Consider the following 14,025-nt stretch of genomic DNA (forward strand, 5'->3'; position numbering starts at 1 on the left):
CGCCCGGCCCGATCGCGCGACTTGCCCCCTCACCGCTGCGCGGCGGGGAGGTGCCCCCACCTCGGGTCGTTTCGGCCCGTATCGGCGGCACGCCTAAGCTAGCCGACCATGGCAGTCGTACCGATCCGCATCGTGGGGGACCCGGTGTTGCACACACCGACGGAGCCCGTGCCGGTCGCCGCCGACGGCTCGCTGCCGGCCGAGCTGGCCGAGCTGATCGCCACGATGTACGACACCATGGACGCCGCGCACGGCGTGGGCCTCGCCGCCAACCAGATCGGCTACGGGCTGCGGGTTTTCGTCTACGACTGCGCCGACGACCGCGGGATCGCCGACCGCCGCCGCGGCGTGGTCGTCAATCCGGTGCTGGAAACCTCCGAGGTGCCCGAGACCATGCCGGACCCGGAGGCCGACGACGAAGGCTGCCTGTCGGTCCCCGGCGAGTCGTTTCCCACCGGCCGGGCGAAGTGGGCGAAGGTGACCGGCCTGGACGCCGAGGGCAATCCGGTCGCGATCGAGGGCACCGGCCTGTTCGCGCGGATGCTGCAGCACGAAACGGGGCATCTCGACGGCTTCCTGTACCTGGACCGCCTCGTCGGCCGGTACGCCCGCGGCGCCAAGCGGGCCGTCAAGGCCCACGGCTGGGGCGTGCCCGGCCTGTCGTGGCTGCCGGGCGAGGGGCCGGATCCGTTCGGTCACTGATGACGGGGTGGCCAGAGCCCGGCACGCGGGTGACGGTGCGCTACCGGCGCGCCGGCGGATCGGTCCCGCCGCTGACCGACGTGGTGGGACACCTGCTGGCGGTCGAACCGGTGGTGCGCGTGCGGACGAAGTCCGGCGCGGTCGTCGAGTTCGCGCCCGAGCGCGTCGTGGCGCTGCGGGTGCTGACCGACGCACCGGTACGCACGTCCCAGATTCGCGCCCTCGAGCACGCGGCCGCGCGGGCCTGGCCCGGCGTCGAGCACACGTGGCGGGACGGCTGGCTGCTGCGGGCCGCACCCGGCGCCGGACTCGAACCTAATTCTGCTGTGCCGCTGGATATTTCAGCTCAGGCGAGCGCCCTGGCCGCGATCTCCGACTGGTACCGGCGCCGTGGCCTGACACCGCGGCTGCTGATCCCCGACCGCTTGCTGTCGCCGCCGCCCGGGGTGGCGGCCGAACACACCGAGGAAGTTCTGGTACGCGACGTCTCCGGCATGGCCACCGGCGGACCGCTCGCGTCGGTCACCCTCTCGGCCCGGCCGGACGACGCCTGGCTGCAGACGTCCCGGTTCGGCCCCCCTCTCGACACGCTCACCGCCGTCACCGCCGGCGAGTTGCGGTTCGGCGTGCGGCCGGGCGCGGCGGCGGCCCGCGCCGCGGTGACCGACGCCCCCGACGGCACCCGGTGGGTGGGCCTGTGGGTGCCCGACGCCGGCGACCCGGCCGCCGGCCACCGGGTGTGCGAAGCCCTGCTGGCCTGGGCCGCGAGCCGCGGCGCGACCCGCGGCTACGTCGCGGTCGCCGACGGCGACGCGGCCGGGCGGTCCGTGGCCGGCGCACTGGGCTTCCGGCCGCACCACCGCCGCCGGTACTTCCCGGCCCGCGCCCCCGGCGGCGCTACCGTCTAGCCATGCGGCTGGCCACCTGGAACGTGAACTCCATTCGCACCCGCCTGGACCGCGTCGTGGACTGGCTGGCCCGCGCCGACGTCGACGTGCTGGCCATGCAGGAGACCAAGTGCACCGACAACCAGTTCCCGACCCTGCCGTTCCTCGAACTCGGCTACGAGGTCGCCCACGTCGGCTTCAACCAGTGGAACGGCGTGGCGATCGCGTCGCGCGTCGGCCTGCACGACGTCCGGGTCGGCTTCGACGGGCAGCCCGGCTGGAGCGCCAAGCCCGGGGCGGACCCCGCCCCGGAAGCCCGTGCGCTGGGCGCCACCTGCGCCGGGGTGCGGGTGTGGAGCCTCTACGTGCCCAACGGCCGCGCCGTGGGCGATCCGCATTACGCCTACAAGCTGGACTGGCTCGCCGCGCTGCGCGACGCGGCGGCGGGCTGGCTGCGCGACGACCCCGCGGCGCAGATCGCTCTGGTGGGCGACTGGAATATCGCCCCCACCGACGACGATGTCTGGAGCCCCGAATTCTTCGCCGGCGCCACCCACGTCTCCGAACCCGAGCGCCGGGCCTTCCAGGCCATCCTCGACGCGCAATTCACCGACGTCGTCCGGCCCTTCACGCCCGGACCCGGGGTTTACACCTACTGGGACTACACGCAGCTGCGATTTCCCAAGAGGCAGGGCATGCGCATCGACTTCATCCTCGCCTCGCCGGCGTTGGCGGGCCGGGTGAGCGCCGCGGAGATCGTCCGCGAGGAACGCAAAGGCAAAGCGCCCAGCGACCACGCACCGGTGCTGGTGGATTTGCGCGACGACTGAGGCTGCGACAAGGCGGTGAATTCGCGCCCGGCCACTCGTTGTCATGCGCACACGTAGCGTGGCAGGCTTGTGTTTGGGACGATAGAGGTAAAATTTCGGTGCCGCTGTCTACTTTCCGTTCAACGGGTGTACAGGCGACGTCAACCGGTCGCCGCGAGGACGACCAGAGATCAGGAGCCATCATGAGTGTCGTCGGCGGAGCAGTCCGAAGCGTGGGCACCACCGTCAACCGTGCGGCCGACGCGGCCACCGCCGCCGCGGGCGCCGTGGGTGGCGCGGCGGTGAACGGGATCGTCGGCGGTGTCGCGGGTGCCGCCGAGGGCATCAAGCGCGGCGTCAGCTCAGGCAGCCGCTCCACACCGGCGGCGGCGCTGGCCATCGGTGCTCTCGGGGTGGCCGGCCTGGTCGAGTGGCCGGTGCTGCTGGCGGTGGGCGGGGGTGCGCTGCTGCTGCACCGGATGCATCGCAAGCCCGAACCGCCCCCGGCGAAGGCGAACCTGACGCCGGTGCCGACGGACGCCTCGGCCGACAAGGCGGTGCCCCAGAAGGCCGCCAAGCCGGCGGCCAAGAAGACGGCCGGGCGCCGGGCCGGCGCCGGCGAGCTGCGCAGCACCAACTAGCCGGGACCCCTCGAGCAGCCCCTTGAGCAGCCCTTGAGCAGCCCTTGAGTATTGCCGCGTCGTCCATCCGAATACCGCTGCGCGTTGTGGCCGCCGGGGTCCAGAGCACCACCGCGCTGGTCGGCGCCTCCCTGAACATCGCGGCCATCCCGCTGCGTGAGGGCGCCCGGGCGATCTCCGGCGACCTGCCCCGGCCGACACCCGCCGGCGCCGCGGCCCCCGCCGTGGGGCCGCCCGGTGCCGGGGCGGTGCCGGTGATCAGGGCGGTCACCGTGGCCGCCAACGCGGCCGGGCTGGGCATCGCGCTGACCGGCCGCGCCCTGCACTGGCCGCGGGCGCCGATCGCGGTGCTGGCGGGCGCCGTCGCGGTGGACTACCAGCCCTGGCTGCGGCGGCTGATCGAGAACGCCGTCGGCCGGCCCGCGACGGACACCGCGCTGACGCTGGCCGCGGTCGCCGCCGAGACCGCCACGCAGTCCCCGGGGGCGTTGTCGGTGGGCCTGCTCATGCAGTCGCTGCGGGCCGCCGAAAGCCGCGCCCAGGCGCGGGTCCGGCGCCGGCACGAAGCCCAACTGACGCGCCGCGCCGACCCGGATACCGCGATGGCCGCCCGGCCGGCGCGGCCCGTCAGGCCCCTGGACGGCACGGCCCGCGGTTTCGCGCTGATGCAGGCCGTCAGCGCCGGTCTGATCGGCGCCACCACCCGCAGCGTGCACATGGCCGCGACCGCGGTGCTCGTGACCACGCCCAAGGCGACGCGCACCACGCCCGAGGCCTTCGCCGCGGCGCTCGGGCAGGGGCTGGCCGATCGGCACGCGGTGCTGACGCTGCGGCCGGACGCCCTGCGCCTCCTGGACCGGGTCGACGCGATCGTCATCGACCCCCGGGCGCTGTGCACCAGCGGCCTGCAGGTGGTGCGCGTCCGCGGCGCCGCGCAGGACGAGCTGCCCGCGGCGTGGGGCCGCGCCCAGCTCGTCCTGGCCGGGGACGGCCTGGAGCCGGGCTGGCACCCGGTCCCCGGGGTCTCGGCCCTCCAGCCCGATTCCATCGTCGAGGCACTGGTGCGTCCGGCGCACGATCCGCTGGCGTCGGCGGTGGTCGCCGAGGCGCACCGGTCGGCGGCCGACCTGGTGTCGGTCGACGTCGATTCCCTGGGCGAGTTGCGGCAGGCGTTCGACGACCTCCGGCCACCGGGCGACCGATCCCTCGACGACGCGCTCGCCGCGACGGTCGCCGACCTGCAACGCGCGGGCCGCACGGTGGCGGTGCTGTCCGCGCCGCAGGGCCGCGCGCCGGCCTCGGCCGACGTGGCGCTGGGCCTGCTGCCGCGACGGGACACCGATCCCCCGCCCTGGGGGGCCGACCTGCTGCTGCCCGACCTGGCGGCCGCGTGGCGGGTGCTGCGCGCCCTGCCTGCGGCCAGGGTCGCCACCCGGCGCGGCGCCAGGATATCGGCCGGCGCGACGGCCATGGGGTCCCTGCTGATGATCCCCGGCGTGCGGGGCCTGGGGCCCGGCCCGATCAACACCGGCGCGGCGGCGGGGCTGCTGTCGGGGTACCTGCTGGCACGCGGAGTCGTCCGCGCCGAGGCGCCCCGCCCCGGATCGGTGCACGACTGGCACGCGATGCCGGTCGAGCAGGTCCGCGCGCTGCTGCCCGCCCCCGAGTCGGAGCCGGCCGGCGAGCCGGGCCGGCTCGCGCCGGCCGCCATCGGCGCCGCGCAGCCCGACACCCCGGCGCGCGCGTTCCTGCAGTTCCTCGACGCCGTCCGGGCCGAGTTGACCGACCCGCTGACGCCCGTGCTGGCGCTGGGCTCGGCGGCCAGCGCGGTGCTCGGCTCGCCCGTCGACGCGGTGCTGGTCTTCTCGGTGCTGGCCGCGAACTCGATGCTGGCGGCCAGCCAGCGGCTGCGCGCCGAGAACCGCCTGAACCGCCTGCTGGCGCAACAGATTCCGCCCGCCCGCAAGGTGGTGACGCGGCCGGACGGGCAGCGGGCCCACGTTGACGTCATCGCCGCGCAGCTGCAGCCCGGCGACCTGATCGAGGTCCGCACGCACGAGGTGGTGCCCGCCGACGCCCGGATCGTCGAGGAGGTCGACGTCGAGGTCGACGAGTCGACGCTGACCGGTGAGTCGCTGTCGGTGGACAAGCAGGTCGAGGCCACGCCCGGCGCCGACCTCGCCGAGCGCCGCTGCATGCTCTACGCCGGCACCACACTGGTGGCGGGCACCGCGCTCGCCGTCGTGACCGCCGTCGGTGCCGACACCCGGGAGCGCCGGGCCGCCGAGCTGGTGTCCGCCGACCCGTCTTCCGAGGTGGGCCTGCAGCACCAGCTCAGCCAGCTCACCAACCGGGCCTTCCCGGTCAGCGTCACCGGCGGCGCCCTGGTCGGCGCGCTGGGCATGCTGCGGCGCGCGGCCCTGCGCGAGGCGGTGGCCAGTGGCATCGCGATCGCCGTGGCCGCGGTCCCCGAGGGCATGCCGCTGGTGGCGACGCTCGCGCAGTCGGCGTCGGCGCGGCGCCTGACGAGGTTCGGCGCGCTGGTCCGGGTGCCGCGCTCGGTGGAGGCGCTGGGCCGCATCGACGTGGTCTGTTTCGACAAGACCGGGACGCTCAGCGAGAACCGCCTGCGGGTCGCGGAGGTCCACCCGGCGCCGGGACACTCGCGCGAGGAGGTCCTGCGCTGCGCCGCGCACGCCGCGCCGGTATCGAACGGCGACCCGCACGTGCACGCCACCGACGCCGCCATCGTGGCGGCGGCCGCCGAAGCTCTCGGGGTCCCGACGGCCGTGCCGCAGCCCGGCGCGCACCTGCCGTTCCGGTCGGGCAGGTCGTTCTCGGCCTCGGTCACCGATGACGAGCTCACCGTCAAGGGGGCGCCCGAGGTCGTGCTGGCCGCCTGCGGCGCCGCGGCCCCCGAGCACACGGTCGGTGAGCTGGCCGCGCGCGGGCTGCGGGTCATCGCGGTGGGGCGGCGGGAGCTCAGCCCGCAGCAGGCCCGGCGGATCCGCGACGACCCCGACGGCATCGCCGAACTCTGCACGCACGGATTGACCCTGGCCGGGTTCCTCGGCCTGTCCGACACCCCGCGCGCCGAAGCCGCGGAACTGCTGGCCCAACTGCGGCGCCGGCAGGTGGGCGTCAAGCTCATCACCGGCGACCACCCGGTCACCGCCGCGGCCATCGCCGGCGAACTGGGGCTGCCGGTGACCGCCGACCAGGTGATCAGCGGTGCCGAATGGGACTCGCTGTCGCGCAAGGACCGGGAACGCGTCGTGACCGAGCGGGTGATTTTCGCGCGGATGACACCGGAGAACAAGGTCCAGGTCGTGCGGACGCTGGAAGCCGCCGGCGTGCTGTGCGCGATGGTCGGCGACGGTTCCAACGACGCGGCCGCGATCCGCGCCGCCACCGTCGGCATCGGCGTCGTCGCCGGCGGCAGCGACCCGGCGCACCTGGCGGCCGACGTGGTGCTGGTCGACGCCCGCATCGGGGCCCTGGTGCACGCCATCGAGGAGGGACGCCAACTCTGGCAGCGGGTGCAGTCGGCGGTCTCGGTGCTGCTCGGCGGCAACGCCGGCGAGGTGCTCTTCGCGATCATCGGCAGCGCGCTGACGGGCACCTCGCCGCTGAACACCCGGCAGCTGCTGCTGGTGAACATGATGACCGACGCGCTGCCGGCCGCGGCGCTCGCCGTCAGCAAGCCCAGGGGCCCCGTCAACCCCGGCCTACGCGGCCCGGACCAGCCCGCGCTGCGGCGCGCCGTCGCCATCCGCGGCACCACCACGGCCGCCGCGGCGACGGCGGCGTGGGCGATGGCCGGGGTCACGGGCCTGCCGCGGCGCGCCTCCACCGTCGCCCTGGTGGCCCTGGTGGGCGCCGAGCTGGGGCAGACGCTGCTGGATTCTCACGCCCCGCTGGTCGTGCTCACCACGGTCGGGTCGATGGCCACGATGGCGACCCTGATCAGCATCCCGGTGGTCAGCCAACTGCTCGGCTGCACTCCGCTGGATCCGCTCGGATGGGCGCAGGCTCTGGGAACCGCCGCTGCCGCGACGGTCGCCCTGGCCGTGGCGAACGGTGTCGCGGAGAAATGGGGCAGTCCGGGCACCCAGCCGCAGCCGATTGACGACGTGCCGGTTCGGTCTGGACAATCTCCACAACCCCCGCGCGCCACAACAACGCGTAGAAATGCCTCAGGGGCACGGCGAGCACCCAAGCGACCGGTGCAACCAGCGGGTCGGCCGGGGTCTCGGGCGTCGACATGACACCGACGGTGGCCGGGTGACCGGGCGGGGCGGGAAACCCCTCGTTACAGAAAGGCAAACGATGGCGGAAAAGAAGGCGCGCCGGGGAATGTCGCAACACGAGGCGGTGCAGAAGATCCGCGAGGGCGAGACGTTCGTCGTGAATTTACCGATGGTGGGGCAGGTCGAGATCCCGCGACCCGAACAGCTGGCCTACTACGGCGGCCTGGCCGCCCTGGCCGCCTTCGAGCTCATCGACTGGCCGGTGGCCCTCGTCATCGCCGCCGGCCACATCGTGGCGAGCAACCACCACAACCGGCTGCTGGAGGAACTCGGCGAGGCGATGGAGGAGGCCTGACCAACCCGGGTGCCCGCGGGGGTGCGGACAGCTCCCCCGCTGCGCGCGGAGCCCGACCAGCCGCCCGCGTGCCGGACGGGTCCGGGCGGGGGTAGCCTCGCTTCAGGGTCGATCAACAGGACACACCGCGGGAGCGCACGACCAGTGCGCTGAGAGGACGGCTCGGGGCCGTCGACCGTACGAACCTGACCGGGTAATGCCGGCGTAGGGAGATGACAGGATGACCACAACCATCGAACCGTCCGTGACCACCGGTCCCATCGCCGGCAGCGGCAAGGCCTATCGCGACGTGGCGGGGCCCGACGGCGGGGCCGCGCTGCGGGTTCCGTTCCGGCGGGTCAACCTGTCCACCGGGGATCACTTCGACCTCTACGACACCTCCGGGCCCTACACCGATCCCGCCGCGGCGATCGACCTGGCGGCCGGCCTGCCCGCGCGTCCCGGCGTGGTGCGCGACCGCGGCACCCAGCTGCAGCGGGCCCGCGCCGGCGAGATCACCGCGGAGATGGCGTTCATCGCCGCCCGCGAGGGCATGCCCGCCGAACTGGTGCGCGACGAGGTCGCCCGCGGCCGCGCGGTGATCCCGGCCAACCACAACCACCCCGAGAGCGAGCCGATGATCATCGGCAAGGCGTTCGCGGTGAAGGTGAACGCCAACATCGGCAACTCGGCGGTGACCAGTTCGATCGCCGAGGAGGTCGACAAGATGGTGTGGGCCACCCGCTGGGGTGCGGACACCATCATGGACCTGTCCACCGGCAAGAACATCCACGAGACCCGCGAGTGGATCCTGCGCAACTCCCCCGTGCCCGTCGGCACGGTGCCGATCTATCAGGCGCTGGAAAAGGTCAACGGCGACCCGACCGAGCTGACCTGGGAGATCTACCGCGACACCGTGCTCGAGCAGTGCGAGCAGGGCGTGGACTACATGACCGTGCACGCCGGCGTGCTGCTGCGGTACGTGCCGCTGACCGCCAAGCGGGTCACCGGGATCGTGTCCCGCGGCGGCTCGATCATGGCGGCGTGGTGCCTGGCCCATCACCGGGAGTCGTTCCTGTACACCAACTTCGAAGAACTCTGCGACATCTTCGCGCGCTACGACGTCACCTTCTCCCTGGGCGACGGGCTGCGGCCCGGCTCGATCGCCGACGCCAATGACGCCGCGCAGTTCGCCGAGTTGCGCACCCTCGGCGAGCTCACCACGATCGCGAAATCCCATGGTGCGCAAGTGATGATCGAAGGCCCCGGCCACGTTCCGATGCACAAGATCGTCGAGAACGTGCGGCTGGAAGAGGAGCTGTGCGAGGAGGCCCCGTTCTACACGCTGGGCCCGCTGGCCACCGACATCGCGCCGGCCTACGACCACATCACCTCCGCGATCGGCGCGGCGATCATCGCCTCGGCCGGCACCGCGATGCTGTGCTACGTGACACCCAAGGAACACCTCGGGCTGCCGGACCGCAAAGACGTCAAGGACGGCGTCATCGCCTACAAGATCGCCGCGCACTCGGCCGACCTGGCCAAGGGCCATCCCCGCGCCCAGGAGCGCGACGACGCATTGAGCAAGGCGCGCTTCGAGTTCCGCTGGAACGACCAGTTCGCGCTGTCGCTGGACCCCGACACCGCACGCGAGTACCACGACGAGACGCTGCCGGCCGAACCGGCCAAGACCGCGCACTTCTGCTCCATGTGCGGCCCGAAGTTCTGCTCGATGCGCATCACCCAGGACGTCCGGGACTTCGCCGCCGAGCACGGCCTGGAGACCGAAGAGGACATCGAGGCCATGCTGGCCGACGGCATGGCCGCGAAGTCCCGCGAGTTCGCCGAGCACGGCAAGCAGGTGTATCTGCCGATCACGCAGTGACGTGGACTATCTGCCGCTGCCGGCGTCGGGAACCACCCCGCGCCGCGTGCTGACCATCGCGGGATCGGACTCCGGGGGCGGCGCGGGCATCGAGGCCGATCTGCGTACCATCGCGCTGCTCGGCGTGCACGCCTGCGTCGCGGTCACCGCGGTCACCGTGCAAAACACGCTGGGGGTCGACGACTTTCACGCGGTGCCCGTTGACGTCGTCGCCGGGCAGATGGAGTCCGTGGTCACCGACATCGGGATTCAGGCCGCCAAGACCGGGATGCTGGCCTCGGCGGATATCGTCGCGACGGTGGCCGCCACCTGGCGCCGGCTGCAGCTGAGGGTCCCGCTCGTCGTCGACCCGGTGTGCGCCTCCATGCACGGCGACCCGCTGCTGGCGCCCGCGGCGCTGGATTCGCTTCGCGGGCAACTGTTCCCGCTGGCCACGCTGGTGACCCCCAACCTCGACGAGGTGCGGCTGCTGGTGGGCGTCGACGTGGTCGACGAGGAGTCGCAGCGCACGGCGGCCACGGCGCTGCATGCGCTGGGCCCGCGGTGGGTGCTGGTCAAGGGCGGGCACCTGCGGTCGTCGGGGCGCAGCCGCGACCTGCTCTATGACGGCGCCGATTTTCGCGAGTTCGACGCCGGGCGCGTGCCCACCGGCAACGACCACGGCGGCGGCGACACGCTGGCGGCCGCGATCGCGTGCGCGCTGGCGCACGGGTTCACCGTCCCGGACGCGGTCGGCTTCGGCAAGCGGTGGGTCACCGCATGCCTGCGCGCCGCCTATCCGCTGGGCCACGGCCACGGCCCCGTGTCCCCGCTTTTCCGGCTGTCATGAACCTGGATTCGATCGCCGGCGTCGCGCACGCACCTGCCGGGAACCCGTGCGGCGTCGTGGTGCTGACCCACGGCGCCGGTGGCAACCGGGATTCGCCTTTGCTGCAACGGGTTTGCGACGAATGGGCGCGGCGCGGCTGGCTGGCGGTGCGCTACGACCTGCCCTACCGCCGGCGCCGGCCCACCGGTCCCCCGTCCGGCGCGGCGGCCGCCGACCGCGCCGGGATCGTCGAGGCGATCACGCTGTGCCGCGGCCTGGCCGCGGGCCCGCTGGTCGCCGGCGGGCACTCCTACGGCGGCCGGCAGACGTCGATGGTGGTGGTGGCCGCGGGCGAGGCTTCGCCCGTCGAAGTGGACCTGCTGACGCTGTTCTCCTACCCGGTGCACCCGCCGGGCAAGCCGGAACGCGCCCGCACCGAACATCTGCCGCAGATCGCGGTGCCCACCGTGTTCACCCACGGGACGTCGGACCCCTTCGGCACCATCGCCGAGCTGCGCGCCGCCGCGGCGCTCATCGCCGCGCCGACCGCGGTCGTCGAGGTCACCGGCGCGCGCCACGACCTGCACTCGAAGACCCTCGACGTGCCCGCGCTCGCGGTCGACGCTGCCCGGCGGCTGCTGGCCTGAGCGGCTAGCGCGCCGAACGCGGCGATCTGGGCGTGTCGCTCTCGGGATTTAGTCAGTCAAGACTGGACAGTTTTGACTGACTAAATTAGCCTTGGTGGCATGGACGGTGCCGGCGAGTCCGCGGCGGCGGCCGCGCGCGACCTCCGCGTGGTGATCGGCCGGCTGCGGCGCAGACTGCGCGAGGTCGCGGTCGACGGCGACCTGACGCCGTCCCAGACGGCGGTGCTCATCCGGCTGTGGAAGGAGGGCCCGTCGTCGGCCGGCGTGTTGGCCGGCGCCGAGCGGATCCGGCCCCAGTCGATGGCCGCCATCGTCGCCGCCCTCGGCCGGCGCGGGCTCATCGAGCGATCCCCGGATCCCGAAGATGGCCGGCGCCAGGTCATCTCGCTGACCGAGGCGGGCCGCGAGCGGGCCGCCAGCGACCGCCAGGCCCGGGAGGAGTGGCTGGCGCGCACCATGCAGGAGCGCTACACCGAACGCGAACGCCGCGTCATCCTCGACGCGTTGTCGCTGCTGGAGCGCTTGACCGAGTCATGAAAGGGAATTAGCAGCAATGGAATTGGGAGTGCATTTCATCGACTTTCTACCGGGCGACCCCGCGGCCCTGGGTCCCACGCTGGCCGAAGCGGCCAGGGCCGCCGAACATGGCGGCGCGACGTTGTTCACCCTGGCCGACCACCTGTTCCAGATGGAGAACGTCGGACGCGCCGACGACCCGTTCCTGGAGGGGTACACCTCCCTGGGCTTTCTGGCCGGCCGTACGTCGACGATCGAGCTGGGGCTGCTGGTCACCGGCGTCACCTACCGCTATCCCGGCCTGCTGGCCAAGGCGGTCACCACCCTGGACGTGCTGTCCGGCGGCCGCTCGCTGCTGGGCCTGGGCGCGGCGTGGTACGACCGCGAGCACACCGCCCTGGGCATCCCGTATCCGCCGCTGAGCGCGCGCTTCGAGATGCTGGAGGAGACGTTGCAGATCTGCGCCCAGATGTGGAGCGACGACAACGGGCCCTACGACGGCGAGCATTACCGGCTGGCCGAGACCATCTGTGTGCCGCAGCCGATTCGGCGGCCCCCCGTGCTGATCGGCGGCGACGGGGAGCGCAAGACGCTGCGCCTGGTGGCGCAGTACGCCGACGTCTGGAACAGCACGACCAGCGATCCCGGCGAGTTGCAGCACAAGGTCGACGTCTTGCACCGGCACTGCGACGCGGTCGGCAGGGACCCCGCCGAGATCCGCAAGACGGTCGGCGTTCCGGCCGATCCGTTCGCCGCCCCCGACGAGTACCTGCGGACGGTCGAACGCTACGCCGCGCTCGGCATCGGGATGATCAACGCGGGTCCGCTGCCCGGCAACCCGGACCCGGTCGGCTTCATCCGCCGCCTCGGTGACGAGTTGATCCCCCGACTCGGCGAAATCGGCTGATCCACAGGGCTTTCCGTCAGCCAGGGTAGCGGGAGTAGCACGCGTCCATGTCGCCGACCACGCCCCCGCGGAACGCGGCGATCCGGGTGAAACCGGCTGGCACGCCGGCGCCGTCGGCGTCGCTGGCGAACAGGTGATTCGTCAGCAGGCCGGCGACCGCCTCGTCGAGATCGCCGGCGTTCAGCAGCAGTTGGTGCCGCGCGGACGGGTCGACGGGCTCGGCCATCCTGCGGTGCACCACGCCGGTCAGGCATGCCGTCCGCAGCGCCGTCCACGGGCTGTGCATCGGCAGGCCGCGTTCGCGCTGCACCGCCAGCGCGTATCGCGACATCACGATGGACAGCGCGGTGTCGTCGCCCTGCGGCAGCGCGTGCTGCCGCTGGTCTTCGACCTTCGCCATCGAGGCGAGCGCGGGCAGGTCCACCACGATGGTGTTGCTGGCCGGGCAGTAGGACGCCGGCAGGCTCGGCCTCGCGTCGGCGCAGCCGGCGGGCCGGTAGGCCAACGTGGGCGCCTTGCGGGGCGCGAACACGTTGCCCAACAGTGCCATCAGCATCGACAGGGTGTCGGGGTCGATCGGGACCTCGCCGGTCTCCGGGTTTCCGCTGTCGCCGGGCCGCAGCGCCGTCGGCAGGTCGCCGCGGCGCCGCTCCATCTCCTTGGCGTTGATGCCGGTACAGGCCGGGGTGCCGCTGATGAACCCCATCTGGAACGCGCTGATCCGGTCCAGTGCAGAACCGTGTTCGTCGTCGTTCTCGCTGCCGGGCTCGAGGACCGGGTCGCGGGTGCTGATAACCGCGGCCAGCACGTGGTCGAGGCCGTCGGCGCTGCTCAGGGTGAAGCGCGGCGATCTGCCGTCGGCGACCCAGAACAGGTACACCCCGGCGAAGCAGTCCGCCTGCTGCTCACGCACGAGGGTGGGGTCCGCGCCGGTCACCAGCATCGGGCCGAAATAGCGTTGCGCGGCCGGCATGAAAACCCCGCGGTCCCAGGCGATCAGGTTGCACCGTGACGCGAAGAACGCGTTGACGAGCTGGTAGGTGCTGTTGTGGCACACGAGCGGGGCGTCCGGGTTCTCGGAGTCGTAGGACACCAGCTTGCGGACCGGTTTGAAGGTTTGATCAACGAGCGCCCGACAAAATCAGAGGCCGCCGGCAAATCCGGGCCGTCCGCCGCGATGCGAGTCAGAACGGCGGCGGGTCGTCGTCGTGTGCGGGAGGTGCGGGTCCGAAGTCGTCGTGGCTTTCGGATTTTCGGGCCGCACGGGCCTCGCGGTTTTTTCGGCGTTCGGCCGCCACCCGGTAGGCGCGGTCTTGGCTGCGGGTGCGCCGGCGTTTGGGCATCATCGCGGTGCGCGGCGCGCAGTAGTCCTCTGCCGGGGCGTCGATTTCGGGGGCCGGGCAGCCCCCGACCGCGCGGGCCAAACTGGGGAACAGCAGCGCGCTGCCCGGGGTGGTGACATAGGTGCGCCCGGACGGGGCGGTCAGGATCAAGGTGCCGTCGGGCAGCTGTTTTTCGGTCCAGCCCATAAACGTTTTGACCAAATGATGAGTTTTGCAGTAGGGGCGTGTCATTCCATCTGTGTAAGTCCGGGGTGGTCCATCATCGGACCGCCGTTGGGCGGAGCAGAAGGAGTGTT

At 72.7% G+C, this 14,025-nt stretch carries 11 protein-coding genes, 3 pseudogenes and 1 riboswitch; of the genes and pseudogenes, 11 read left to right on the forward strand and 3 right to left on the reverse strand.

Annotated features, from left to right (window positions below):
• The first annotated feature begins 108 nt into the window (after positions 1-108).
• The 5 genes and pseudogenes from FPZ47_RS22885 to FPZ47_RS30760 form a co-directional block, all read left to right on the forward strand.
• The gene (locus FPZ47_RS22885) at positions 109-702 is read left to right on the forward strand and encodes a peptide deformylase (protein ID WP_144955642.1); all 594 of its coding nucleotides are present in this window, start codon (positions 109-111) and stop codon (positions 700-702) included.
• Positions 702-1,610 carry an N-acetylglutamate synthase, CG3035 family gene (locus FPZ47_RS22890; protein ID WP_144955645.1) on the forward strand — a complete coding sequence of 303 codons (909 nt, stop codon included), beginning with the start codon at positions 702-704 and terminating at the stop codon, positions 1,608-1,610. The genes FPZ47_RS22885 and FPZ47_RS22890 overlap by 1 nt, the downstream gene beginning before the upstream one ends.
• Before the next feature lie 2 nt (positions 1,611-1,612).
• On the forward strand, positions 1,613-2,419 hold the full coding sequence (locus FPZ47_RS22895) for an exodeoxyribonuclease III (RefSeq protein ID WP_144955648.1): 807 nt from the start codon (positions 1,613-1,615) through the stop codon (positions 2,417-2,419).
• Positions 2,420-2,601: 182 nt separating this feature from the next.
• Positions 2,602-3,039 (forward strand): hypothetical protein, encoded by a 438-nt coding sequence (locus FPZ47_RS22900; protein ID WP_144955651.1) that lies wholly within the window; start codon positions 2,602-2,604, stop codon positions 3,037-3,039.
• Between the two features lie 1,625 nt (positions 3,040-4,664).
• Positions 4,665-7,094: pseudogene (locus tag FPZ47_RS30760) on the forward strand (cation-translocating P-type ATPase); the annotation flags it as partial.
• Here the strand turns inward: FPZ47_RS30760 and FPZ47_RS30765 are convergent.
• Complete coding sequence (locus FPZ47_RS30765) at positions 7,021-7,305, reverse strand: Rv1535 domain-containing protein (RefSeq protein WP_425461832.1); 285 nt, start codon at positions 7,303-7,305, stop codon at positions 7,021-7,023. The pseudogene FPZ47_RS30760 and the gene FPZ47_RS30765 sit on opposite strands and share 74 nt — an antisense overlap.
• A 63-nt stretch (positions 7,306-7,368) precedes the next feature.
• Here FPZ47_RS30765 and FPZ47_RS22910 point away from each other — a divergent pair, with 63 nt between their 5' ends.
• The 6 genes from FPZ47_RS22910 (at position 7,369) to FPZ47_RS22935 (ending at position 12,386) form a co-directional block, all read left to right on the forward strand.
• Positions 7,369-7,644 carry a hypothetical protein gene (locus FPZ47_RS22910; RefSeq protein WP_144955657.1) on the forward strand — a complete coding sequence of 92 codons (276 nt, stop codon included), beginning with the start codon at positions 7,369-7,371 and terminating at the stop codon, positions 7,642-7,644.
• Positions 7,645-7,761: 117 nt separating this feature from the next.
• A riboswitch (TPP riboswitch) is annotated at positions 7,762-7,872 on the forward strand.
• Positions 7,865-9,508, forward strand: coding sequence for a phosphomethylpyrimidine synthase ThiC (gene thiC / locus FPZ47_RS22915; protein ID WP_144955659.1), 1,644 nt, complete (start codon positions 7,865-7,867; stop codon positions 9,506-9,508). It overlaps the preceding riboswitch by 8 nt.
• Before the next feature lies 1 nt (position 9,509).
• Positions 9,510-10,337 (forward strand): bifunctional hydroxymethylpyrimidine kinase/phosphomethylpyrimidine kinase, encoded by an 828-nt coding sequence (gene thiD, locus FPZ47_RS22920; RefSeq protein ID WP_144955662.1) that lies wholly within the window; start codon positions 9,510-9,512, stop codon positions 10,335-10,337.
• Positions 10,334-10,963: an alpha/beta hydrolase family protein gene (locus FPZ47_RS22925; RefSeq protein ID WP_144955665.1), complete on the forward strand. Its 630-nt coding sequence runs from the start codon at positions 10,334-10,336 to the stop codon at positions 10,961-10,963. The genes thiD and FPZ47_RS22925 overlap by 4 nt, the downstream gene beginning before the upstream one ends.
• Positions 10,964-11,062: 99 nt before the next feature.
• Complete coding sequence (locus tag FPZ47_RS22930; protein ID WP_144955668.1) at positions 11,063-11,500, forward strand: MarR family winged helix-turn-helix transcriptional regulator; 438 nt, start codon at positions 11,063-11,065, stop codon at positions 11,498-11,500.
• A 16-nt stretch (positions 11,501-11,516) separates the two neighbouring features.
• Entirely contained in the window at positions 11,517-12,386 is an 870-nt protein-coding gene (locus FPZ47_RS22935; protein WP_144955671.1) for an LLM class F420-dependent oxidoreductase, read from the forward strand.
• A 16-nt stretch (positions 12,387-12,402) separates the two neighbouring features.
• Here the strand turns inward: FPZ47_RS22935 and FPZ47_RS22940 are convergent.
• Together FPZ47_RS22940 and FPZ47_RS22945 are read right to left on the reverse strand one after the other, a co-directional pair.
• Positions 12,403-13,503: pseudogene (locus FPZ47_RS22940) on the reverse strand (peptidase); the annotation flags it as partial.
• A gap of 67 nt (positions 13,504-13,570) precedes the next feature.
• Positions 13,571-13,945 (reverse strand): annotated as a pseudogene (locus tag FPZ47_RS22945) (hypothetical protein); the annotation flags it as partial.
• Between the last annotated feature and the right edge of the window lie 80 nt (positions 13,946-14,025).

The sequence above is a fragment of the Mycobacterium helveticum genome (assembly GCF_007714205.1).
Taxonomy (GTDB): Bacteria; Actinomycetota; Actinomycetes; order Mycobacteriales; family Mycobacteriaceae; genus Mycobacterium; species Mycobacterium helveticum.